Source organism: Streptomyces sp. NPDC002838, assembly GCF_040295365.1.
In the GTDB taxonomy this organism is placed as follows: domain Bacteria; phylum Actinomycetota; class Actinomycetes; order Streptomycetales; family Streptomycetaceae; genus Streptomyces.
In genome coordinates this window covers 1-23,710 of record NZ_JBEOVF010000059.1, presented here as the reverse complement: position 1 = coordinate 23,710, position 23,710 = coordinate 1, and the positions used below count along the sequence as shown (strand labels likewise).

General features: G+C 69.3%; 16 protein-coding genes and 2 pseudogenes. 5 read left to right on the top strand and 13 right to left on the bottom strand.

Annotation, left to right across the window (positions count from 1 at the left end; genetic code table 11):
* Positions 1-683 precede the first annotated feature (683 nt).
* Complete coding sequence (locus ABT063_RS43600) at positions 684-899, bottom strand: hypothetical protein (protein WP_351066511.1); 216 nt, start codon at positions 897-899, stop codon at positions 684-686.
* 177 nt (positions 900-1,076) lie between these two features.
* On the opposite strand from ABT063_RS43600, the pseudogene ABT063_RS43595 reads away from it, so the two are divergent.
* Together ABT063_RS43595 and ABT063_RS43590 are read left to right on the top strand one after the other, a co-directional pair.
* A pseudogene (locus ABT063_RS43595) lies at positions 1,077-1,815 on the top strand (DUF6879 family protein).
* 13 nt (positions 1,816-1,828) lie between these two features.
* Positions 1,829-2,680, top strand: coding sequence for a helix-turn-helix domain-containing protein (locus ABT063_RS43590; RefSeq protein WP_351066510.1), 852 nt, complete (start codon positions 1,829-1,831; stop codon positions 2,678-2,680).
* A 130-nt stretch (positions 2,681-2,810) separates the two neighbouring features.
* Here ABT063_RS43590 and ABT063_RS43585 read toward each other — a convergent pair whose 3' ends face one another.
* From ABT063_RS43585 to rsmI, 11 genes are all read right to left on the bottom strand, one after another.
* Positions 2,811-3,518 (bottom strand): helix-turn-helix transcriptional regulator, encoded by a 708-nt coding sequence (locus tag ABT063_RS43585; RefSeq protein ID WP_351066509.1) that lies wholly within the window; start codon positions 3,516-3,518, stop codon positions 2,811-2,813.
* A gap of 297 nt (positions 3,519-3,815) precedes the next feature.
* Positions 3,816-5,717 (bottom strand): outer membrane protein assembly factor BamB family protein, encoded by a 1,902-nt coding sequence (locus ABT063_RS43580; RefSeq protein WP_351066508.1) that lies wholly within the window; start codon positions 5,715-5,717, stop codon positions 3,816-3,818.
* 58 nt (positions 5,718-5,775) lie between these two features.
* Positions 5,776-7,617, bottom strand: coding sequence for an outer membrane protein assembly factor BamB family protein (locus ABT063_RS43575; RefSeq protein ID WP_351066507.1), 1,842 nt, complete (start codon positions 7,615-7,617; stop codon positions 5,776-5,778).
* 194 nt (positions 7,618-7,811) lie between these two features.
* Positions 7,812-9,632 carry an ABC-F family ATP-binding cassette domain-containing protein gene (locus ABT063_RS43570; protein ID WP_351066506.1) on the bottom strand — a complete coding sequence of 607 codons (1,821 nt, stop codon included), beginning with the start codon at positions 9,630-9,632 and terminating at the stop codon, positions 7,812-7,814.
* Positions 9,521-10,672: an N-acetylmuramoyl-L-alanine amidase gene (locus tag ABT063_RS43565; RefSeq protein WP_351066505.1), complete on the bottom strand. Its 1,152-nt coding sequence runs from the start codon at positions 10,670-10,672 to the stop codon at positions 9,521-9,523. The genes ABT063_RS43570 and ABT063_RS43565 overlap by 112 nt, the downstream gene beginning before the upstream one ends.
* Positions 10,673-10,735: 63 nt before the next feature.
* On the bottom strand, positions 10,736-11,641 hold the full coding sequence (locus ABT063_RS43560) for a 4-(cytidine 5'-diphospho)-2-C-methyl-D-erythritol kinase (RefSeq protein ID WP_351066504.1): 906 nt from the start codon (positions 11,639-11,641) through the stop codon (positions 10,736-10,738).
* Positions 11,638-12,507, bottom strand: a complete 870-nt coding sequence (gene rsmA, locus ABT063_RS43555; RefSeq protein WP_351066503.1) for a 16S rRNA (adenine(1518)-N(6)/adenine(1519)-N(6))-dimethyltransferase RsmA — start codon at positions 12,505-12,507, stop codon at positions 11,638-11,640. Before rsmA ends, ABT063_RS43560 begins: the two co-directional genes overlap by 4 nt.
* Positions 12,508-12,558: 51 nt before the next feature.
* Positions 12,559-13,962 (bottom strand): resuscitation-promoting factor, encoded by a 1,404-nt coding sequence (locus tag ABT063_RS43550; RefSeq protein WP_351066502.1) that lies wholly within the window; start codon positions 13,960-13,962, stop codon positions 12,559-12,561.
* A gap of 160 nt (positions 13,963-14,122) precedes the next feature.
* Complete coding sequence (locus ABT063_RS43545; RefSeq protein ID WP_351066501.1) at positions 14,123-15,001, bottom strand: TatD family hydrolase; 879 nt, start codon at positions 14,999-15,001, stop codon at positions 14,123-14,125.
* A gap of 47 nt (positions 15,002-15,048) precedes the next feature.
* Positions 15,049-15,420: a hypothetical protein gene (locus ABT063_RS43540; protein WP_351066500.1), complete on the bottom strand. Its 372-nt coding sequence runs from the start codon at positions 15,418-15,420 to the stop codon at positions 15,049-15,051.
* 215 nt (positions 15,421-15,635) lie between these two features.
* Positions 15,636-16,538 carry a 16S rRNA (cytidine(1402)-2'-O)-methyltransferase gene (gene rsmI, locus ABT063_RS43535; RefSeq protein ID WP_351066499.1) on the bottom strand — a complete coding sequence of 301 codons (903 nt, stop codon included), beginning with the start codon at positions 16,536-16,538 and terminating at the stop codon, positions 15,636-15,638.
* A gap of 126 nt (positions 16,539-16,664) precedes the next feature.
* Between rsmI and ABT063_RS43530 the strand changes: the two genes are divergently transcribed.
* From ABT063_RS43530 to ABT063_RS43520, 3 genes are all read left to right on the top strand, one after another.
* Complete coding sequence (locus ABT063_RS43530) at positions 16,665-18,407, top strand: dolichyl-phosphate-mannose--protein mannosyltransferase (protein WP_351066498.1); 1,743 nt, start codon at positions 16,665-16,667, stop codon at positions 18,405-18,407.
* A gap of 401 nt (positions 18,408-18,808) precedes the next feature.
* Entirely contained in the window at positions 18,809-19,144 is a 336-nt protein-coding gene (locus ABT063_RS43525; protein ID WP_351066539.1) for a trypco2 family protein, read from the top strand.
* A 53-nt stretch (positions 19,145-19,197) separates the two neighbouring features.
* Positions 19,198-22,527, top strand: a complete 3,330-nt coding sequence (locus ABT063_RS43520) for a tetratricopeptide repeat protein (RefSeq protein ID WP_351066497.1) — start codon at positions 19,198-19,200, stop codon at positions 22,525-22,527.
* Between the two features lie 841 nt (positions 22,528-23,368).
* Here the strand turns inward: ABT063_RS43520 and ABT063_RS43515 are convergent.
* Positions 23,369-23,560 (bottom strand): annotated as a pseudogene (locus tag ABT063_RS43515) (sigma factor); the annotation flags it as partial.
* Positions 23,561-23,710: the final 150 nt, after the last annotated feature.

Sequence of the window (23,710 nt, the reverse complement as noted above, 5' to 3'; positions counted from 1 at the left end):
TGTCGCGTCGAGTCCGTCGTCTACCGGTCTGTGAAAATGCCTGAGGTCTGCTGACATCATTCCTCTGCGCCTGTCTCCCGCTCGCGCATTCCGGTGTTGCCCGGCGCCGGGACAAACACCCGGATCAGGTGGGAGCCCGTACACCACTTCTCAGGATGCAACCGAGGCCGACTCATGGGCGGCATGCAACTGCCTGGATTCAGCCTATGACCGTGTCGGCCTCTGGGACCACCGCCTCGATCCCAGGTGGAACGCTACTCCACCGGAGACGCGGCCATGGAAGGTCCCCTAAGATCCCTGGAGCATCATGCCCAGCAAGGGCAGACCTTCCCCACCGGCCTGCGGAGATACGCGGAAGTATCAGCCGGTGGGGGAAGGCGATCAGGGATGGTCAGCTCCACACCGGATATCCGCACCGACCGCACTCCCGGCGCACGAGGCTCGCGGCGTCGATGCCGACCATGATGGCTCGGCCAGGGTTCGCAAGGCCTCGGCCACCTTCTCGGCCGCATCCGCGCGGATCATGCCAATGTGCACGTACGGCTTGCCGGTGTGCGTAACAAGGGGTCGCACGCTGGCCCAGACCCGCTCGGGGAGGCCGAGAGCGGCCAGGGCTTCCCTGATCGCCTCCGCCGCTTCGGTGGCCCTCTGACGGCCAGCGCGGTACGTGTGCATGTCCAGCGTCATGAGTGGGCGCCCCCGGCGTGATCCCGGATCTCGGTGGCGTGGCGGCTGGCCTTCGTGATGTCACCGTCGTCCTTCGCGGCGTTGAGTTGCTTCCAGTTCGCGGCGCAGACCTTGCATCCGGGGACCGGTAGGCAATCGAGCAGCCATGCCTCGAACCCCACCGGCAGCTCTACAGGTGGTTCCTGCGTGGTCTTGTGGCGTGTGACTGCCATCGTGTCTCCCCGACTCTCCGTGACTCCGGATACGACCGTAGGAAGCAGGAGTTGGGCGAGGGCGGAGATATTCTCGGATATTTTCAGGCGTCACTCCGAGTTCCCTCGACATTCCCGCGCAGCGGCAGACACCCTTGTCCGGCCAGGGCTTCCACGAGCGACACGAGAGGTGACCGCATGGCACGCAGGCTGCGCTTCAACGGGACCGGTTCGGGCGACGACGGGTGTCCGGCCGTGCACGAGGACCTGGACAGCCGGGAGGTGATCGTGCACGGCCCTCCACTCACCGATCCCGACGACATCGCCCAGCTCCAGCACCTTGGAGAGGGCGAGGTGCCGATCGTTGTCCCGCGAGAACTGCTGGTTGACTGGGGGCCGAAGGAAGTGACCCGCGACGCGAAGATCATCGACCTGGACGCCTTCGGCAAGCTGTTCACCACCTTCAAGCACACCGCGTGGCGGCTGGAGACCCGGCGCCGGTACGCCTCCGACGAAGTCACCGACACCTACGCGCAGTTCGTCGAGAGCGGCGCGGCACGGTGGGATCTCGACACCCCGTGGTGCGAGAACCGGCGCAGGCAGGCCGAGCAGGGCAAGCGCGTCGAGCGCGTCCGTGTCGTCGATGACCCGCCCACCACAGGGCAGCTCTACTTGCTGGACAACGCGCGGCGGAACAGCGCCGTCGGCGAGGACATCCGGATTCTCCCGCGGGCGGAGGCTCAGCGCCTCCAGCTTCCTGAAGCGGACGCGTGGATCTTCGACTCGCGGCTGGTCGCTGTGCTCAACTTCGACGACGCCGACAACCTGGTCGACGTGGAGTTGATCACCGAGCCGGCTGAAGTGGTGCGGTACGCCCAAGTCCGGGACCGCTTGGCATTACGCGGTGCCGTTCGAAGAGTTCGCGGCAGGACTGTAGTCGGCGGGTAACGGTGAGCACAGACTTTCAGCGGGCACGCGTGGCCCTCGGGGACAGGCTTCGAGAACTCCGCCTGTCCTCCCCTGACGGTCGGCTCACCGGTACCCAGCTCGCGGAGCGGCTCGGCTGGACACAGTCGAAGGTCTCCAAGCTGGAGAACGGGCGGCAGACCGCGACGGCCGAAGATCTGCGAGCGTGGGCGGAGGGGACCGGCCGGCCCGAGGCCATCGGCGAGCTGACCGCCCGCCTCAAGGGCCTTGAATCGGACTACCGGTCATGGCGGCGCCAACTGGCGGCAGGGCACCGGCCCGTACAGGACACCCTGAATGCCGAGCACGCTCGGACCAGGGTCTTCCATGCCTGGCAGGGCTCGATGGTCCCAGGACTTCTCCAGACTGCTGACTACGCCCGTCACGTCTTCATCCGGTACGCCGAACTGCACCGCTCGAAGCGTGACACCGAGGACGCCGTGCGGTCGCGGCTGAAGCGGCAGGAGGGTTTGTACGACTCCGGCAAGAAGTTCAACATTCTCATCGGCGAGACCGCGCTCCGTTCCTTGATCTGTCCACCTTCCGTACTGGCCGCCCAGCTCGACCGGCTGACGGGTGTCGTCGGTCTCGACACTGTGCACCTGGGCGTCGTCCCGTTCTCCGCATCGCTGAAGATCCCGCCCGCGAACGGGTTCCTGATCTACGACGAGCGACTTGTGATCGTCGAGGACTGGCATGCGGAACTGTGGATCAAGGACCAGGACAGCGTCACGACGTACATGCGTGTATGGAAGACGCTCCGCGAGTCCGCCGTCTTCGGCGCCGACGCCCAGCGGGTGATCAGCCGGGCACGACAGACTCTGGGCGAGAGTTGATCGTCTTCGGCCGGGCGGGCAAGCCGGTGCCGACCCGTTTTCCGCAGGCCACACAGGGGGTATCCGGGCGCCTCGGTATGGGGCACCTCTTCTCTGACTTGCTATTTGTCCGAATCAACAGAACTTCGGGCTAGGACTGCGGTTCTCCTCCCGCCTCCGGCGCCGAATGCCGAACCGGCCCCGCCCGGTCCAACAACCCCGTCCGCGCAGCCAACGCCGCCGCCTCCAGCCTCGACCCCACCCCCAGTTTCATCAGCACCCGCTGGACATGGGTCCGGGCCGTCGACGGTGCGATGCCCATGCCCGCCGCGATCAGCCGTGTGTCCTCGCCGTCGGCGACCCTGACCAGGACCTCGACCTCCCTCGGTGTGAGCATCTGGAGCAGGCGCTGGCCCTCGTCGTCCGGCTGGGCCGCCGGGTTGAGGAGTTCGCTGAAGGCTCCCTGGAGGAGCTGCGGGGCGACCGCCGCCTCGCCCGCCCTCGCCTTCATGATCGCGCGCTCGACCCCCTCGATGCGCTCGTCATGCCGTACGTAGCCGGACGCGCCCGCGGCGAAGGCCGCCGCGATACCGCGTGGGCTCGGTACCGGGCCCAGCACCAGGACCGCGACCTGCGGCCGCTCCCGCTTGATCCGGACCACCGGGTCGAACATCCCCGGCTCCGCCGGTGTCGCCGTCCCCAACAGGCACACCTCCGGTGCCCGGCTGATCACCAGTTCCGCCGCGCCCGCGGCGGGCGCCGCCGCGGCGAGCACCCGGTGCCCCCGCAGCTTCAGTGCCGAGGCCAACGCCTCGGCGAGCAATCGGTGGTCGTCGACCACCATGAGCCGCACTCCCATCGAGCAACCCCCCAGTCCCCCCAATGGATCTCCGTGGATGCCCCCTATGGCTGCCCACTATGGATGCCCACTGGTCCGCACGGACAACGGACGGAAGCCCCCTCCCGGCTCCCCCCGCCCCTTCATGCCCCCGGAAGCTACACGCTTGTTCGACGTTGCGCTTCCCCTACACGTGAGATGTGCCCCGGATCGACGGAATTTCTGGCTTTCCTCTCATTCGAGGGTGATGAGCGGTACGCGCACGGCCCCGCCCCTGAACAGGGACGGGGCCGCAAACGACAGCGCTCGCGCGAACGCTCAGCTCGTGCCGAACGCGATCAGCAGGTACTCCTTGTCGTTGGAGCTCGTCGACTCGCTGGCGAAGACCTCGGACATGAACAGATGCCCCTGCGAGTAGAGCATCTCGGAGTACTCCGGGCTCATGCTGGTCTCCGCGTCACGCACGGACTCCGTGGCGGGGTTCTCCAGCAGCTTCGTCTCCTTGAAGGAACCGCCGTCGATGCTGACGATCTGACCGCCCTTGTCGTACGGCGGCTCCTTGTAGGCGATCAGGTTGCTGCCGTCCATCCGCAGCGGGGTGATCGTGTAGTCGGCGCCCGCGTCGGCGCGCTGGCCGGTCTGCTTGCCGGTGGCCAGGTCGATGGCGACGATCTCGTTGGTCTGGTCGAGCCCGTCGGAGCCGACGTCGTGCTCCTCGGTCGCCAGGTAGAGCCGGTCGTTGCCGACCACCACCGCGAAGCACTCCTCGATCTTGGAGATGCCGTCGCAGCTGGCGCCGTACTGGTCGCTCGGCGCCGCGATCCGGGTGCGCAGCTTGCCGGTCTTGTTGTCGATGGAGAAGAAGTCCGAGATGCCGCTGCCGTCCTGCGCGGCCTCGCCGACGTCGGCGGCCACGACCAGCGGGTCGGTGGACACGACGCTGGCGTACTCGATGCCGGTCGCCATCTTGTACTCCGTGATCACCTTCCCGGACTTCGGGTCGATGGTCTGGATGTGCAGCTCGCGCTGGTCGTACGAACCGCACTTGCGCACCGCGACCAGCTTGGGGCCGCCGCCGTACCCGGAGTCGTAGCAGGTGTCGGACGGCTTCGGGGCCCACAGCTGCTTGCCGGAGGCGATGTCGAAGGCGGCGCCGCCGTTGGTGCTGCCCACGGCGACCGTGCTCGCGCTGACCGTGATGTTGCTGAATCTGATCGCCTGGTCACCGGACTTGGCGGTCTTGGTCCACAGCTTCTTGCCCGCGTTCAGGTCGATCGCCGCGACCTGGCTGCAGCCGTGCGAGGGCTCGGCCTTGGTCGGCATCTCGGGCTCGTAGATGATCGCCGTCTTGTTGTCGGCGGTGGTGTGGTTGCTGCCCTGGCACACCGGGCCGGGGAGCTTGATCGTCCACAGCTTGGTGCCCTTGTCGGGGTCGTAGCCGACGATCTCGGCGATGCCGCTCTTGGCGTACACCTTGTCGGTGAGCCAGGAGCCGGCCGTGGAGATGGTGCTGTCGTTCTTGACCGCGGGCGCCGGGACCTGGAAGAGGACCTTGGAGGCGGGGTTGGCGGGCACCTTCTCCACCGGCTTCGTGGAGGTGCCCGAGGTGCCGCCGTCGGCGCCGTCGCCGTTCTTGCCGTCGTCGGTACCGCCGGTGCCGCCGCTGGAGCTCGCGGTGTCGTCCTTCTTGCCGTCGTCACCGGAGGAGGAGTACAGGACACCACCGCCGATGATCAGCGCGATCGCCACGACGGCCGCGACGATGATGGCCAGCTGCGTGTTGAACTTCCGCCCGCCACCGGCCGGCTGTCCCGGCTGTCCGGCCTGCGGCTGCAGCGGCATGGTCGGCTGCGGGAAGCCGTAACCGGGCTGCTGGCCATAGGGGTTGGGCTGCTGTCCGTACGGGTTCGGGGTCGGGGTGGGCGCCTGCCCGGGATAGCCGTAGCCGGCGGGCGGCTGCGGCGGCTGGGGGGCCGCCTGCGGATAGCCGTAACCGGGAGGGGTCTGCGGCGGCTGGGGCTGCTGGGGATAGCCATAACCCGGCTGCGGCTGCTGCCCCGGCGGGGGCGGCGGCGTCTGCGGGGTCTGGGGCGCACCGAAGCCGCCCTGCTGCGGGGCCTGTGGGGCCTGTGGCGGCTGGTCCTTCGGTGCGCCAAAACCCCCCTGCTGCGGAGGCTGGTTGGGTGGCTGATTGGGCGGCGGAGGCGGTGGCTGGGTCATGGCGTGAGCACCTCGGAGGCGGGGACGACGGAGCAGACGAAGAAAGGGAGGCGAAGGGTCACTTGCCGTAGGCGAGCATCAACTTCTCCTTCGCGTCGTCCTTGCCGGTCAGCCGGGCCGTCGAGAGGTAGAAGCGCCCGTCGGCCCAGTCGACGGCCTTCGAGAAGAAGCCGCTCTCGATCTCCGCGGTGCCCTGCGGCATCTGCAACAGCTTCGTCGGCGTGTGGCTGCTGCCGGTCGTCGGGATCGACACGATCCGGCCGCCCGAGTCGTACGACGGCTGCACATACGCGACGAGCTTGCCGCCCTCGATCTTCATCGGCAGCATCGACTCGTCCGCCGGGGACTTCACCCGCCACTTCTCCTTGCCGTCGGCGAGGTTGATCGCGACGATCTCGTTCGCCCCGGTCGTCGCCTCGGTGGGCAGGTAGAGGGTGTCGGCGTCGGCGGCCACGCCCTCGCAGCCCTGGAGGTCACGCGAGAGGATGGCCCAGCCGCACTCGGGGGCGAAGTCCTCGTCGAAGGCGACCTGCGAGCGGAACTTGCCGGTGGCGGTGAACGTGGAGATGTTCCAGGCGTTCTTGTCGTCGTGGGTGAGGTAGACGACCAGCGGGTCGACGGAGTAGGTCCGCACGGCTTTCCAGCCCTTGTCGAACTTCTGGGTCCACTTGGCCTTGCCGGTCTTGGGGTCCAGCTCCTGCATCTCGTCGTGCTCGTTCGTCCCGCCGGCGGCGCAGGACGAGACCACGACCAGCCGGGCGCCGCCCGCGAACGCGCTCGGGAAGCAGGACGCGCCGTACCTCTTCTTGTCGAACAGCTTCTTGCCGGTGCGCACGTCGTACGCCGTGCCGGACTGCGAGCGGCCCACCATCAGCGTGTTGCCGGTGACGGACAGCCCGATCCGCCTGGTGCTGTCGAACAGGTCGCCGTCCGCGACCTCGCCGGTCCAGCCCTTCTCGCCGGTGTTGAGGTCGATCTCCTGGAGCTGGTTGCAGTCGGCGCGGTCGGTGCTGCCGCTCATGTACGCCACGACGATCTTGTCGTCGGCCGTCTTCTGCGGGGTGACCGCGCAGATCTTCTGCGGGAAGGTGATCGGGTCCCAAGTGGGGTTGCCGACGCCGACGTTGTAGGCGAAGAGCTGCTTGTACGCCGCCTTCACCGCGGTCTTGTCGGTGATCCACATGCCGGGGGCGTCGGCGCCGTCACCGGGGGCGTCGGGCGCGTCCTTGTACCAGAGCACCTTGGCCTCGCCGGCCTGGCGGTTCTCGTTGAGGTTCTCCGGTTCCGAGCCGCCGTCGCCGCTGCCGTCGCCGGGGTTGACCGGGGCCTCGGAGCCGGTGGCCTTGGGGGCGTCGCTCGGTCCGGCCACCGGCTTCTTCTTGCCCTTGCCGTCGCCACCGCCGCTCGTCACCGCGAAGACGGTCCCGCCGATGACGAGCAGCGCGGCCACGGCGGCGCCGATGACCAGGGCGGGCTTGCCCTTGAAGGGGTTGCGCGAGCCGGAGCCGGGCGGCGGGGTGCCGGGCGCACCGGGGAACTGCGGCTGCGGCGGGTAGCCGTAGCCGGGCTGCCCGCCGTACGGCCCCGGGTGCTGCGGCTGGCCGTACGGGCCGGGTGTGCCGGGGGCGCCTGGCGCGCCGTAAGGGCCCGGCTGGGCGTACGGACCGGGCTGGGCGTACGGGCCGGAGGGCTGCTGCGGTGGCTGCGGCTGTTGTGGTGGCTGCTGGGGATAGCCGTAACCGGGCTGCGGAGCGCCGGAGGGCGGCGGGGCCTGCGGAGGTGGTGGCGTCTGGGGCGGGCCCTGGGGCGGCGGTGCCCCGAAGCCTCCCTGTTGCTGTGGTGGCTGATCCTGCGGCGCTCCGAAGCCACCTTGCGGCGGCTGATTGGGCGGCTGAGTCATCAGCGGCTTCCCCCGTTCAATCACTGATTTTTAGCCACGCCCTGAGGTACGTAATGGACCCAGAGTCGTACTCATGAAGTTCTCAGGCGGCCCTTTCTATCACCCGGCACCGACAACGCAGTGGGCCGGTTCAGCCCCTGTTCCCAAGGGAGGACCGGCCCGTGATGCCCCCGTTACGCGCCTTCACGCACCCTTCACGCGTCCTCGGCGAGTTCCAGCCACCGCAGCTCCAGTTCGTCCCGCTCGCCGGTCAAGTCCCGCAGCTCGGCGTCGAGTTCGGCCACCTTCGCGAAGTCGGTGGCGTTCTCCGCGATTTGGGCGTGCAGCTTGGTCTCCTTCTCGGAGATCTTGTCCAGCTGCCGTTCGATCTTCTGGAGTTCCTTCTTGGCGGCGCGCTGGTCGGCGGAGCTCTTCTCGTTCTTCTCGTTCTTCTCCGATACGGCCTTCAGGGCGGCCGGTGCCGAGGCGGCCGCCGCCTCCTCGATCCGCCGGCGCCGCTCCAGGTACTCGTCGATGCCGCGCGGCAGCATCCGCAGGGTGGCGTCGCCGAGGAGGGCGAAGACGCGGTCCGTGGTCCGCTCGACGAAGAAGCGGTCGTGGGAGATGACGATCATCGAGCCGGGCCAGCTGTCGAGGACGTCCTCCAGCTGGGTCAGCGTCTCGATGTCGAGGTCGTTGGTGGGCTCGTCGAGGAAGAGGACGTTGGGCTCGTCCATGAGGAGGCGAAGCAGCTGGAGCCTGCGCCGCTCACCGCCGGACAGGTCCCCCACCGGCGTCCACTGCTTCTCCTTGTTGAACCCGAAGGTCTCGCACAGCTGTCCGGCGGTCATCTCGCGCCCCTTGCCGAGGTCGACGCGCTCCCGCACCCGCTGAACGGCTTCCAGGACCCGCAGGTTGGGGTCGAGCTCGCCGACCTCCTGGGAGAGGTAGGCGAGCTTGACGGTCTTGCCCACGGCGATCCGCCCGCCGGCCGGCTGTGCCTCGCCCTGGGTCCGGGCCGCCTCGGTCATGGCCCGCAGCAGGGAGGTCTTGCCGGCGCCGTTGACGCCGACGAGGGCGATCCGGTCTCCGGGGCCGAGGTGCCAAGTCACGTGCTTGAGCAGCACCTTGGGGCCCGCCTGGACGGTGACGTCCTCCAGATCGAAGACGGACTTCCCCAGCCGGGACGACGCGAACTTCATCAGCTCGCTGCTGTCCCGGGGCGGCGGTACGTCCTTGATGAGCTCGTTGGCGGCCTCGACGCGGAAGCGGGGCTTGGAGGTGCGCGCGGGGGCGCCGCGCCGCAGCCACGCCAGCTCCTTGCGGACCAGATTCTGCCGCTTGGTCTCCTCGGTGGCGGCGATGCGCTCGCGTTCGGCGCGGGCGAAGACGTAGTCGGAGTAGCCGCCCTCGTACTCGTAGACGGCGCCTCGCTGCACGTCCCACATGCGGGTGCAGACCTGGTCGAGGAACCAGCGGTCGTGGGTGACGCACACGAGTGCGGAGCGGCGCTCGCGCAGGTGCTTGGCCAGCCAGGCGATGCCTTCGACGTCGAGGTGGTTGGTGGGCTCGTCGAGGACGATCAGGTCCTGCTCGTCGATGAGCAGCTTGGCGAGCGCGATGCGGCGGCGCTCGCCGCCGGAGAGCGGGCCGATGACGGTGTCGAGTCCCTGGGGGAAGCCGGGCATGTCGAGGCCGCCGAACAGGCCGGTCAGTACGTCCCTGATCTTCGCGTTGCCCGCCCACTCGTGGTCGGCCATGTCCCGGATGACCTCGTGCCGGACGGTGGCGGTCGGGTCGAGGGAGTCGTGCTGGGTGAGGACGCCGAGGCGGAGGCCGCCGGAGTGCGTGACCCTGCCGGTGTCGGACTCCTCCAGCTTGGCGAGCATGCGGATCAGCGTCGTCTTGCCGTCGCCGTTGCGGCCTACGACGCCGATGCGGTCCCCTTCGGAGACGCCGAGGGACACGCCGTCGAGGAGGGCACGAGTGCCGTACACCTTGCTGACGTTCTCGACATTGACCAGGTTGACGGCCATTTTGCTCCTGCCCAGGGGGATCGGTCAGCCTCCCAGCCTAATGCGCGTCGGCCGGTGACCGATCCCCCCGCAGGCCACTGTGGGCTTGCGCAGGTCAGCGGGCCACAGCGGTGCGGACCTCGGCGAGCAGGTCGTACATCGTCTGGCCCGGGCACTCGGTGGCGAAGCGGGTGATCACCTTGATCAGGCGGGTCAGGGAGGCCTTGGCGGCGTCCGTGGGGCCCTGCTCGGTCAGGGTGCCGAGGAGGGGCTATGCCGAGGTTGCCGGAGTTGAAGCCGCCGGTGTGGAAGCCGGTGACGACGTTGCCGTCCCTGTCGAAGGCGGGGATCCCGTCGTCGCCGGAGTAGCGGCCCTCATAGACGTTGCCGGCTTCGTCGATGAGGAAGTGGTAGCCGATGTCGCCCCAGTCGTTGGTGATCGCGTGGAAGTCGTAGATCGCCCGGACCGTCGCGGCCGGGTCGGGGTCGTCGTTCGGCGTGGCCGTGTGGTGCACCGTGACGCACTGCAGCGGGAAGTACTGCTCGGGCGAGTTGACCTGCCCGTTCTCCAGGAACCGCTTCGACTCGTCGGCGCCCCAGGCGGGACGGGAGAGATACCGCACGCCACGCACGCGCGTGGGCTCCGACGGCACCTTGAAGGTGCGCTTCGGTCCGTCGGTGGTGTCGACCGCCCGGCAGCGCACACCCGTCGCGTCAGCCGAGGCCTTCACCTCGAACGCCGTGGCGTCACCGGCCGCGACCAGCGCCGTACCGCCGTCCTCCACGGTGGCGCAGCCGCCGGTCAGCGGCTGCCAGGTGCCGGGGGACGCCTTGCCGTTCGCGAAGAGGACGTCGACGCCGTCCCGCCCGCCCTGCCAGCGGACGCCGACGTAGGAGGCGGCGAAGGCGGTGGTGGCCTCGCCGGTGCCGTTGACCGTCTTGGCGCGGGTGGCGGGGAACTTCTCGGGCGTCGTGCCCTTGTCCGTGCCGGCGTCAGGGGCACTGCCGGAGTCGTCGCCCGCCGCGAAGACGACGGGGGTGAGCGCGGCACCGGCGGCCACGGCTGCGGCACCACCGATGACGCCGCGGTGGGAGAGGCGCGACTTGGATAAGGCGAAGAATGTTTAGATCCGGCCGCTGAGGACCGTGGCACCCGGTGCCGGTCCCGACGCCGCCCGCACGGTCCGGCATGTCCCGGACGCCCGCAGCGTCTCCGCCACCTTCGCCGCCGACTCGGCCTCTCGCGCGAGAAACGCCGTGGTCGGGCCCGAGCCCGAGACCAACGCGGCGAGGGCTCCGGCGGCCCGTCCGGCCGCGAGGGTGTCGGCGAGTTCCGGGAAGAGGGAGAGCGCTGCCGGCTGGAGGTCGTTGGAGACGGCGGCGGCGAGCGCGTCCGGGTCGCCCTTGGCGAGGGCGTCGAGGAGTTCCTGGGAGGCCACGGGGGCGGGGATGTCCACGCCCTCCCCCAGCCGGTCGAACTCGCGGAAGACCGCCGGGGTGGACAGTCCACGGTCGGCCATCGCGAACACCCAGTGGAAGGTGCCACCCACCTCACAGGGACTGAGCTGCTCCCCGCGCCCGGTCCCGAGCGCCGCCCCGCCCACCAGGCTGAACGGCACGTCACTGCCCAACTCGGCGCAGATGTCGAGGAGTTCCTCGCGGGAGGCGCCGGTGCCCCACAGCGCGTCGCACGCCACCAGCGCGCCCGCGCCGTCCGCGCTGCCGCCCGCCATGCCCCCTGCCACCGGGATGTCCTTGGCGATGTGGATGTGCACGCAAGGCTCAAGACCGCGGCGCTCCGCCAGAGCCAGCGCCGCCCGCGCCGCCAGGTTCGTACGGTCCAGGGGGACCTGGTCCGCGTCCGGCCCCGCGCAGGTGACGCGCAGTTCGTCGGCCGGGGTCACCGTGACCTCGTCGTAGAGGCCGACCGCGAGGAAGACGTTGGCCAGGTCGTGGAAGCCGTCGGGGCGGGCGGCGCCCACCGCGAGCTGGACGTTGACCTTGGCGGGGACGCGTACGATGACGCTCACTTACCGGGCTCCTTGTGTTCAGCGATCCGCGCGAACTCCTCCACCGTCAGGGCCTCCCCGCGCGCCTGCGGCGAGACCCCCGCGGCGACCAGCGCCGCCTCCGCGGCCGCCGCCGACCCCGCCCATCCGGCGAGCGCGGCCCGCAGGGTCTTGCGGCGCTGGGCGAACGCCGCGTCGACGACGGCGAAGACCTCGCGCCGGGCGGCGGTGGTCTTCAGCGGCTCGGCCCGCCGCACCAGTGAGACCAGTCCGCTGTCGACGTTCGGCGCGGGCCAGAAGACGGTGCGCCCGATGGATCCGGCCCGCTTGACCTCGGCGTACCAGTTGGCCTTGACCGACGGGACGCCGTACACCTTCGAACCGGGCCCGGCGGCGAGGCGGTCGGCGACTTCCGCCTGGACCATGACGAGGGTGCGCTCGATGCTCGGGAAAGTCTCGAGCATGTGCAGCAGGACCGGCACGGCCACGTTGTACGGCAGGTTCGCGACCAGCGCGGTCGGGGCGGGGCCCGGCAGCTCGGTCACGTGCATCGCGTCGGAGTGGACGAGTCGGAAGCGGTCGGCGCGGTCGGGCATGCGGGCCGCGACGGTCGCGGGGAGCGCGGCGGCGAGGACGTCGTCGATCTCTACGGCGGTGACCCGGTCGGCGACCTCCAGCAGCGCGAGGGTGAGCGAGCCGAGCCCGGGTCCCACCTCGACCACCACGTCGTCGGGGCGGACCTGCGCGGTGCGGACGATACGGCGGACCGTGTTCGCGTCGATCACGAAGTTCTGGCCGCGTTGTTTGGTGGGGCGCACGCCGAGGGCCGTCGCGAGTTCACGGACGTCGGCGGGCCCGAGGAGGGCGTCGGGGGGAGGGCTGCTCACGGGACAAGGGTACGGGGCCGTACGAGGGCGGTACGGGGGCTGTACCGGCGGCTATCCGTGCAGCCTCGCCCCGCAATGCGGCCAGGGGCTCGCCCCTCTGCGCACGTACAGCTTCTTCGCCCGGAGCGTCTGTTCCGCCGCCGACGCGTCCTGCGGCCGCCCCTTCCCGCCGAGGCTCTGCCAGGTCTGGGTGTCGAACTGGTACAGCCCGCCGTACGTCCCCGAGGAGTCGACGGCGTTCGGCCGACCCCCGGACTCGCAGGCCGCCAGCCCCTGCCAGTTGAGGTGGTCGGCCCCCTGTACGGACGTCGGCAGCGGCTGCGTTCCGACCTTCACCACCTGCGTGCGCGGCTCCCGCACCACCTCGGACTTGATCCGCCGCGGTTTCTGCCTGACCCCGTTGACGGTCCGCAAGGAGTACGTGACCCGGCGCAGCCCCGGCTGCCCGGGCCGCTCGACGATCTCCGTGCCGCGGAACAGGGAGGGGTCGTCCGTCCGCTGCACGTCGAACGGGATCGTCTCCTCGCGGACCTCCTTGGTCCCGGTGATCCGCAGCACGGTGACGGTCTGCCCGTCGCGCGGAAAGCTCTCCGGCTTGACGGACGTGGTGTCCTGGCCGCGCAGGGTGATCCCGGCCTCCTCGACGGCCTCGCGCACGGTCGCCGCGTTCGTGCGGATCTTGCGGGCCCGGCCGTCCGCCATGATCGTCACCGAGCGTTCGGTGCGCACGTTCAGCGCGAGGCCCCCGCGCCCGATGCGCCGGGAGCGCGAAGCCGACAGATACGCGCCCTCCGCGCGCACCCCCAGCTGTTCGAGCGCCTCGTCCACCGTGCGCGCCGTCGTCCACACCTCGCGCCGGTGGCCGTCGAGTGTGAGCCGTACGGGGCGGCCGTAGCGCACCGCGATCTCGTCGCCGTTGGCGAGCGCGTCGTCGGGGGCGGGCGTGACCGCGTCGTGCGCCCCGACCTCCACGCCCTCCTCCGTGAGCAGTTCGGTGACGTCGTCCGCGAAGGTGTGCAGCGTGCGCGGCTTGCCGTCGACGTTCAGCTCGATCGCCTTGTCCTTGGCGACGAAGGCGGTGGTGCCGCCGGCGAGGAAGGCGACGACCAGCGCCTGCGGGAGCAGACGGCGCATGCCGTCGGTCCGCTCGGCGTACCGCGTCCGGCGCCGGCGTGCGCCGCGCCGCCCCGCTCCGGCGCGCACGACGGACGTATCCGGCGGGCTCTGCCACGGCAACTCGGGCCCGGGCACCTCCGGCGCCTCGTAGGCGGGCCGGTACGTGTCCTCGTAGGGCGCCGGCGCCGGGTACGCGCCGTAGGCCAGCGTCTGAGCGCTGTGCACGTCGGAGTGCGGGTCGGTGGGCGGGTCGTACGCCGACGGCTCGTGGGCCGGATCCGCGCCGTACGGATCGCTCGGGCCGTACGTCTCGAACGTCTGGTACTGCGAGTTGCTCACGCCGACACGCTCCAGGGGCCGGAGGGGGTCCAGAGGGGTCCGGATCGGGCCCCCAGAACCTAGCGGAGCAATCGTCACTCTCCAAAGCGACGCGGCTACCCAGCGTTGCGTTCGAGCGGATCGATGAAGGGTCAAATTCGACAAAATGGTCAATAACGGGTCAGTACCCGAACGCGCGTGCCGTGTTCGCCGCGAGTGCCGACGCCAGCGCGTCCTCGTCGATGCCGCGTACGGCGGCCATGGCCCGCACAGTGACCGGAACGAGATACGGGGCGTTGGGCCGTCCGCGGTACGGCGCCGGCGTCAGGAAGGGCGCGTCCGTCTCCACCAGGACCAGCTCCAGCGGGGCCGCGGCGAGGGCGTCGCGCAGGTGCTGGGCGTTCTTGAAGGTGACGTTGCCGGCGAAGGACATGAAGTATCCGGCGCCGGCGCAGATCCCGGCCATGTCCGCGTCGCCGGAGTAGCAGTGGAACACCGTTCGCTCGGGAGCGCCCTCCTCCTTGAGGACGCGCAGCACGTCCGCGTGGGCGTCGCGGTCGTGGATGACCAGGGCCTTGCCGTGCCGCTTGGCGATCTCGATGTGGGCGCGGAAGGACCTCTCCTGGGCCGCCTTGCCCTCCGGGCCGGTGCGGAAGTAGTCGAGGCCCGTCTCGCCGACGCCCTTGACCTGGTCCAGCGCGGCCAGCCGGTCGATCTCGGCGAGCGCCTCGTCGAGGCCGGCGTCCCCGCCCGGCTCGCGCGCGCCCTGCCTTGACCAGCCGTCGGGGTCGCCGTGGACAATGCGCGGGGCCTCGTTGGGATGCAGGGCGACGGTCGCGTGGACGGCGTCGTACGCCGCGGCGGTCTCGGCGGCCCACTGGGAGCCGCGCACATCACACCCCACCTGCACGACCGTCGTCACGCCCACCGACGCGGCCTTCGCCAGCCCCTCCTCCACCGTGCCGGACTGCATGTCCAGGTGGGTGTGGGAGTCGGCGACCGGCACCCGGAGGGGCTCCGGGAGCGGCGGCGCGGCGTTCTTGTCGGCGTTCGAAGGCATGCCCCGATCCTACGAAAGGGGCACGCCGTCACCGATCGCGGAGGGCGTCAGCTCGCCCGGCGCTGGAACGGGTGCAGGAGATCGGACAGGTGCCAGTGGTGGTGCTCCTTCTGCCCCTCCGCCCCGGACATCGGCGCCTCGACCGGCCCGGCGGGCGACGTGCGGTGCTGCCGGTGCGCCGCGTTTCGGGCCGACGCGACCCGGCCCGGCCGCATGATCCGTACGACGTGGTTGTCGCAGTTCTGGCACGTGGGCCTGCTGAGCGGGGACGGCACGACCTGGCCGCCCACCACGTACTGCACGAACTCCCGGCCATCGGCGTCCACGTGATGCTCTATCTCGTACGACTGCTCCCAGCCGTGCCCGCAGCGCATGCAGGCGAAGGAATACGACTCGTGGACGACGGCGATCTCACTCATGCCAGCTCCTGGTGTCCGCTGGACGACAAGGACGGGTACGTCCTCTTCGACTCAGTGGACTCCTCCGCGGGCGCGGAGGCAGCAGACCTGCCGAGTGTTGGTGCCGATTTGGGTGTCCCTTGCCATACCGCCCCGTTGACCCCCTCCGGGCTTTGCCTTCCACGGTGACTCTTTACGCGTCCATGGGGCGCACGCTCAGAGGAGATACGCCGTGCTCAGACGCCGCGTGCGCCCCCTTGCGCGCCCCTCTTGGAGGACATCCCGGACGTGGCGTTCTTCAAGGCCACCACCGCGTCGAACACCTCCCGCTTCGGCACCCCCGCCTCCACCGCCACCGCGGCGATCGCCTCCTTGCGCCGCTCCCCCGCCTCCTCGCGCACCCGCACCCGCCGCACGAGCTCCTCGGCGTCGAGTTCCTCCGGCCCCTTCTCCGGCGCGCCCTCCACGACGACGGTGATCTCCCCCCGGACGCCCTCCGCCGCCCACGAAGCCAGTTCGCCCAGCCCGCCGCGCCTGACCTCCTCGTACGTCTTGGTCAGTTCCCGGCAGACGGCGGCCCGCCGGTCGGCGCCGAACACCTCGGCCATGGCGGCGAGGGTGTCGTCGAGCCGGTGCGGGGCCTCGAAGTAGACGAGCGTGCGCCGCTCGTCCGCGACCTCCCGCAGCCGGGACAGCCGTTCCCCGGCCTTCCTCGGCAGGAACCCCTCGAAGCAGAATCGGTCCACGGGCAGCCCGGACAGCGCGAGCGCGGTGAGCACGGCGGAGGGTCCCGGTACGGCGGTGACGCGGACGTCCTTCTCGACGGCCGCCGCGACCAGCCGGTACCCGGGGTCGGAGACGGACGGCATCCCGGCGTCGGTGACGAGCAGCACACGCGCGCCGTTCAGGAGCTCCTCGACCAGCTCGGGCGTACGGGCGGACTCGTTGCCCTCGAAGTACGACACCACCCGCCCCTTGGGCGTCACCCCCAGCGCCTGCGTGAGCCGCCGCAGCCGCCGGGTGTCCTCGGCGGCGACGACGTCGGCGCCGGCCAGCTCCTCGGCGAGCCGGGGTGGGGCGTCGGCGATGGCGCCGATGGGAGTGCCTGCGAGGACGAGGGTTCCGGGCGTAACTGTCACGTCCCCATCCTCCCAGGGCCCCGGGATGCGGACGCCTCCCCTCCATAGGCCAACGGAACCGGACGCATCCGCGCCTCTACCGCCCATGCGCGGGACTCACACAGCACCGTTCCCTACGATGGCGCGGTGACCAGTACCGCGTCCTCCACGGACACCCGGCAGGAGCAGGCCCATCAGGACCAGCGGCCGTCGTGGCAACAGCGGCTGCGCCGTTTCGGATACACGGCGGAGCCCAGAAGCGACGTCCGCGACCAGCTCGTGCCGCCGTACGTCCAGCCCAGCCCCCGGCTGTGGCAGGTCCTCGGCGTGTCCAGGACGCTCGCCGAGCGGATCACCCGCTGGTCCGGCTGGGGCGGTCCGCTCCTTGTGACGCTGTTCGCGGGCGTGCTGCGGTTCTGGAACCTGGGCAGCCCGAAGGCGGTGATATTCGACGAGACGTACTACGCCAAGGACGCGTGGGCGCTGGTCCACCGCGGGTTCGAGGTCAACTGGGACAAGAACGTCAACGACGTCATCCTGTCCAACAACGGGAACGCCCCGATCCCGACGGACGCGGCGTACGTCGTGCACCCGCCGGTCGGCAAGTACGTCATCGGGCTCGGCGAGCTGATCTTCGGGTTCAACCCGTTCGGCTGGCGGTTCATGACCGCCCTGCTCGGCACGCTGGCGATCCTGATGCTGTGCCGGATCGGCCGCCGCATCTTCCGCTCCACCTTCCTCGGCTGCCTGGCCGGCGCGCTGATGGCGGTGGACGGCCTGGCGTTCGTGATGGCCCGCACCTCGCTGCTCGACGGCGTGCTGATGTTCTTCGTGCTTGCCGCGTTCGGCTGCCTGGTGATCGACCGCGACCGGGCGCGCGAGAAACTCGCCGCCGCGCTGCCGGTGGACACCGACGGCCGGGTCCGCCCCGACGCGCACATCGCCGAGACCACCCGCCTGGGCTGGCGCCCGTGGCGCTGGCTGGCGGGCCTGATGATGGGCCTGGCGATCGGCACCAAGTGGAACGGCCTCTACGTCCTCGTCTTCTTCTGCGTGCTGGCCGTGCTGTGGGACGTCGGCTCCCGCAAGGTGGCGGGCGCGGGCCGCCCGTACGTGGCGGTGCTCAAGCACGACCTGGGGCTGGCCTTCCTGGCCACGGTGCCGGTCGCGATCGCCACGTACATCGCCTCGTGGACGGGCTGGATCCTCTCCCCCGCGGACGGCACCGGCGGCTACTACCGCAACTGGGCGGCCACCGACGGCAAGGGCAGCAGCTGGTCGTGGCTCTTCCCGGACTGGTGGCGCAGCCTGTGGCACTACGAGCACGAGGTCTACCAGTTCAACATCAACCTCTCCTCGCCGCACACCTACCAGTCCAACCCGTGGAGCTGGCTCGTCACGGGCCGCCCGGTCTCGTACTTCTACGAGTCCCCCACCCCCGGCAAGCAGGGCTGCCCCGTCGACGCGGGCGAGAAGTGCGCCCGCGAGGTGCTGGCGATCGGCACGCCGCTGCTGTGGTGGGTGGCCTGCCTGGCGATCCTGTACGTCCTGTGGCGCTGGTTCTTCCGCCGCGACTGGCGGGCGGGCGCGATCGCCTGCGGCATCGCGGCCGGATACCTGCCCTGGTTCCTCTACCAGGACCGCACCATCTTCTTCTTCTACACGATCGTCTTCGTCCCGTTCCTGTGCCTGGCGGTCGCCATGCTCCTCGGCACGATCATCGGCCGACCAGGCTCCAGCGACACGCGCCGCGTGGTGGGCGCGACGGGCGCGGGCGTCCTGGTTCTGCTGATCGCGTGGAACTTCATCTACTTCTGGCCCTTGTTCACCGGCACGGCGATCCCGATCGAGGAGTGGCGGTCGCGGATGTGGCTGGATACCTGGGTCTAGCTGGGCTGATGCGCCATGGTGGCCTGGCCTTGCGCCGCACCACCATGGCCGATGGTGATCGTTAGCGGTCATTGCTGGCCGCCCTCGTACGGCCCTGAGACGGCCCGCCGGCAGATTTGCAGCGGACCGACCCTCCACTATCCGACCTGCGCATATCGGCAGTGGAGGCCTGCTTGGGGAACACGTGGGGGAATCGGGTCCCCGGAGGGGAAGCGAACAGGCCCTGTTCACACAGACCGCTGACCCACGCCGCGACCACTTGCTCACAAGATCGCAATATCACGGACAATCTCACCTCAAGTGCGGTACCGATGGTGGGCGACCGAACCCGTACCGCCCCCGTCGCCCGAGTGTTCCTATCTGGCGGAATCAGGGCTCGAGAAGGACAAAGGGATAGCGTGATGAATAACGCAAATAGTGCAGATCAGGACTGGTTGGACCTGGCTGATGCAATCACCTTGCTGCGGGATCAGGTCGCTGAGGCGCAAGCGCGGATTGGAAGTCCTGACGGCACAGGCGCTGGCCACAAGGGAGTGCTGTTCACCCTGGGAGAGATCACGCTGGAGCTCGGCATGGAACTGACGCGCACCCGCGGGATCGACGGGGGCTTGAGATTCAGTGTTGTCGGTCTGGGCGGCAGGAAAGAGACTGGAAACACGGCGTCCCACACGGTCACGGTGCAGCTCAAACCGCACCGGCCGGGCGGTGGCGACGTTGATGTCAACGACGAGGAGTAGTCCCCAGGCCGTGTCGGTACACCGCAGGTCATAGTTGAAGAACGGGGACTGCCGTGGAATTCGACCGCCGAGTGCAGGTCCGGGTACGCAAGCCGGGCGCGGACACGCGGGGATTTGGCTCGGGATACCTGGTTGCGCCGCACTTGGTTCTGACTGCTGCGCACGTCGTCGAGGGGGCGTCCGAGACGGAACCGGACGCCGTGACTGTGTCCCGGCCAGATTCGGGCGAACGGGAGTTTGCCGCGACCGTGCGCTGGCAGCGCAAGGACGAGAAAGTCGATGCCGCCCTGGTCGAGGTTGACGATGGCCACGGCTGGGAGATTCCGGAGTCACTGGTCGATCTGCTGAGCCGGCCGCCGCAGCGATGGGGGCGCCTCATCGGGACCCGCCCCCATCGGGTCACGCTGGCTGGCTTCCCTCGCATGCAGAAGGACCCCACTGACGGCCGCCGCCTGGACGAACACCTCACTGGCCACATCGCCCCGGGCACAGGCCTTCTCGCCAGCCGTTACGAGGTGTCCAGCACCGACCCCACCCTCGCCGCCCTGCCTGCGGGCTCTGGCGGCAGCCGGTGGTCGGGGATGTCCGGAGCTGCCGTACTGAGCGACGACGTCTATGACGGTGACGTGCTCTGTGGAGTTACCTGCCGTGACCGGCAGGCGCGCGGCGGTACCCGCCTGATCGCCACTCCTGCGGCCCTCCTCCTGGCTGACCATGGCTTCCGTGAGCTGATCACCGCGCATACAGGCTGGGAGCCGGTTCTCGAAGCGGTGGAACCGGCAGGCCTGCTCACCCCCGCCGCATCTGAACGTGACCTCCACTCACCGGCAGCTCTCCTGCGTGCTGACGCCGCAGTCGTCACCTTCCAGGGCCGCGAGGACGAACTCGCTCAATTGCGCGCCTGGTGCGAAGGCGATCCCGCCACCGTGTCGGTTCAGGTGTTGACCGGGCCCGGTGGCCAGGGCAAGACCCGCTTGGCTCGCCATCTGACCGACACACTGGGTCGGGAAGGCTGGGCGACTGGACACTTGCGCCCCGACCTCACCGACCACGAGCCCTCGCCTGATTTCACCGCTCTGGCTACCCCCCTGCCCCTGTTGCTCGTCGTCGACTACGCCGAGACCCGCCCCCGTCTGCTCCGCCGCTTGATCACCCACCTACACCGCTCTCAGCATCGCGTGCGATTGCTGGTTCTCGCCCGATCCGACGGCGAATGGCGCACGGATCCCCTCAACGCCCCTGCGGGCACCCGCGGCCTCCTCAAAGCAGCCCAAGTCATCGAACTCGCCCCGCTCATTCCTGACAGTAGGCCGCAGGATCGCATCACCGCGTTCACCCGCGCCGCCCGCGACATCGCCCGCCTGCTGTCCCGTGTGCCAAGCCTGCCCGCGCACGACTGGGCATCACTGGCTGATGCTCTCCGGCCGATCGACGATCTGGGTCATGGCCACTACAACAACGCGCTCACTCTGCAACTGACTGCCCTGGTAACCCTGTTGCAGCAGGGCCCTACGCCCGTCGAGACGTCCGCCGACACTCCGGCCGAAGAGATTCTGCTGGAGCACGAAGAACGCTTCTGGGAGGACAGCGCCGCAGCTCCGGCCTTCAAGCTGAACCTCCCTACCCCCACCCTGGCCGCAGCGGTCGCCGCCGCCGCGCTGTGCGGAGCCACTAGCAAGGACGAAGCCCGCTGCGTCATCGGTGAAATCCCAGACCTGCCCGCTGAAAAGATGACCCGTACCGCAGCGTGGCTGGCCCAGTTGTACCCGGCGGAAAGAGGCCGCTATTGGGGCTCTCTCCAACCAGACCGCATCGCCGAATTCCACGCCGCACGCACTCTAATTCGCGGTGACATCTCACTGCCCGCTCTCCTGGAGGCCGCCGCGCCCGGGCAGCAAGCCCAGCTCATCATCGTCATGGCCCGCGCTGCTGTCGCCCACTACAACTCCGGACGCATCACCGAAAGCGAACACCTCCTCCGCGTCGTGGATGCCGCCCTGGACACCGCCTCCACAACGCGTCAGACCGTCAGCACCGTCCTAGCCGCGCTGCCCCACCCAACTCGCGTCATCGCCTCTCTCGCCTTGCGTCTCGGTGCCGGACTGGCCCATTCCGACCGACAACTGGCGGAGGGCAACCCTGCTCAGGAGCCGAACCTCGCCACGTCGCTATCCAACCTCGGCACTTACTTGGCTACGGTAGGGCGGTGGGACGAAGCCATCAGCGCCACCGATGAAGCGGTCGCCCTCTACCGGCGTCTGGCGGCAGGCAACCCGGCCGCACACGAGCCCGACCTCGCCACAGCCCTATCCAACCTCAGCATCTACTGCATGGAGCTCGGGAGACGGGACGATGCTCTGGGCGCGGCGCAGCAGGCGGTGGAGATCCGACGCCGTCTAGCAGCAGCCAACCCGGCCGCCCACGAGCCCCAGCTCGCCGCGTCACTGACCAACCTCGGCACCTACCTGGCCGAGCTGGGGCGGCGGGTAGAAGCACTCGCCTATTCCGAGGAGGCGGTGGAGATCCTGCGGCGTCTGGCGGCAGGCAACCCGGCCGCCCACGAGCCCGCCCTCGCCACAGCACTATCCGCTCTCAGCACCCACTTGAAGGATCTGGGCCGCTTGAACGATGCTCTGGGCGCCGAGCAACAGGCATTGAAGGTCCGACGCCATCTAGCAACAGCCAACCCGGCCGCCCACGAGGCTAATCTCGCCCGCTCCCTATCCAACCTCGGCACCTACCTGGCGGGGCTCGGGCGCGCGGACGACGCTTTGGACGCCGAGCAACAGGCGGCGGAGATCCGACACCGTCTAGCAGCAGCCAACCCGGCCGCACACGAGCCCGACCTCGCCGCGTCACTGACCAACCTCAGCACGCATCTAGCCGGGCAGGGTCGGAGGGCCGAGGCCCTCGCTGCATCCGAGAGCGCCGTCGCCCTCTACCGGCGCCTGGCAGCGGATCACCCAGCCGCCCACGAGCCCGACCTCGCCGCGTCACTGAACAACCTCGGCATCCGCTTGTCGGCGGTGGGGCAGGGCGACGAAGCCCTCGCCAGCAGCGACGAGGCAATCGCCCTCTACCGGCGCCTGGCGGCAGGCAACCCACACGCCCACGAGCCCGATCTCGCCACGTCACTGTCTGCGTGGGCGGAGGTACGCATCAACGCCCAACAGAATCTTTCCGGTGCGCTGCGAGCCACCGGCGAATCGGTTGAGATTTACCGCCGACTCGTAGCAGTAGCGCCCGCACGCTTCGGTCCACGACTTCGCATGGTGCTGCGCAACCAAGCGGACCTGCTGCTTCTCTGTGGGCGTCTGCGAGAAGCGAGAGAAATCCGGAAGTGGCTCGCAGCGAACGCGTCCGTTCTCGGTAAGGGTGCATGACGTCTTAAGCCGCATACGGAAGCCGCACTGGAGCCGGAGTGCGATCACCAAACTCGTGGTCACCAGCACGAAGCTTTCAGACGTAGTGCGCACACGGTCTGCGAGACGCTTCGTGAACGGCTCGCTTCGGGCGAGTACGACACGCCGAGAAGCTGCCATCAGAGCGAGCCTTGTAGAGGAACTCAGCAGCGGACGGACCGCGCCGCGACAGGTGCTCGCACATCCTGTTGATGGCAGGCAACAAGTCCTGGAACTGCGGGTTTGTCCGTGAAGCCGTGCCCTGCCAGACGGCCGCAGAGACAGCCATGACTGCCTACTCGTCGGCAGGCTGGCATTCCTGCGTGGCGAGTTCGATTCCGCGGACTCTCCGGAGCCACCGCGCCAGGCCATACAGTGAGGCGCCCGCGATGCCGCACGGTTCCCACACCTCAGTTACGAGTGCAGCCAAACCGTCATCACCTACGATGTAGATCGCCTGAGCGCCTACTGCTGCCGTGACGAATGCGTTGCTGCGTGCTCGAGTGCGCAGCAACCAGTCCACGGGCCACCACAGTCCACCGCAGAGATCATGAAGGCGGCATCGCGCAGCGGCGATGAGAAAGCCGAACGCCGCACGCTGCTGTTGGCGTGGTGACAGGACAATGCCTTCCTCCGGCACCCCAGTGAGGTGCGCACGCCATTCACCCGCATCCCGATGCCTGCCCGCTATCCGCGAAGCCCAAGTCGTCAAGCCCCACGCTGAGCGAGACCAAATACGAGAGGCCTGCTGGCTACGCTCGGGGAGTTCAACGCCGTTCGTATCCGCGAAAGCCACGGCAGCCCGTGAGTACTCCGCAGCAGATCGACGCCGCTCTTTGAGGAGCTTGAGGCATTCATGCCGAGCGCTACTGGCCAGCCACGACCCCACCTTTTCCGGCTCTGTAATCCGTCCGATTTGTTGGGCGAGGCGAAACCAGACGCTCTGGTACGCCTCATGTGCATCGACATCGGAGAGCCGCTGGGCGCGAACGACGGACCACACTAGTGTCCTGAGTCGTTAGTTCGTTGGCGGTTGTAGGGCGTTGGGGGATGCCGGGTCCGAAGCCGTTGTTGTTGGAGTTGTCCGATCGCGAGCGCAGGGTGTTGCGGGGCTGAGTGCGTTGGCGGACGGCGGGTCCTCCCCGGCGTCATCGCCGGGGTCGAC

Bases quoted from the DNA above. Each gene is read 5' to 3' on its own strand.
- ABT063_RS43540 (WP_351066500.1), bottom strand. From the start codon at position 15,420: ATGAGTGAGATCGCCGTCGTCCACGAGTCGTATTCCTTCGCCTGCATG.
- ABT063_RS43585 (WP_351066509.1), bottom strand. From the start codon at position 3,518: ATGGGAGTGCGGCTCATGGTGGTCGACGACCACCGATTGCTCGCCGAG.
- ABT063_RS43600 (WP_351066511.1), bottom strand. From the start codon at position 899: ATGGCAGTCACACGCCACAAGACCACGCAGGAACCACCTGTAGAGCTG.
- ABT063_RS43570 (WP_351066506.1), bottom strand. From the start codon at position 9,632: ATGGCCGTCAACCTGGTCAATGTCGAGAACGTCAGCAAGGTGTACGGC.
- ABT063_RS43545 (WP_351066501.1), bottom strand. From the start codon at position 15,001: ATGCCTTCGAACGCCGACAAGAACGCCGCGCCGCCGCTCCCGGAGCCC.
- ABT063_RS43575 (WP_351066507.1), bottom strand. From the start codon at position 7,617: ATGACTCAGCCGCCCAATCAGCCGCCGCAAGGTGGCTTCGGAGCGCCG.
- ABT063_RS43580 (WP_351066508.1), bottom strand. From the start codon at position 5,717: ATGACCCAGCCACCGCCTCCGCCGCCCAATCAGCCACCCAACCAGCCT.
- ABT063_RS43525 (WP_351066539.1), top strand. From the start codon at position 18,809: ATGAATAACGCAAATAGTGCAGATCAGGACTGGTTGGACCTGGCTGAT.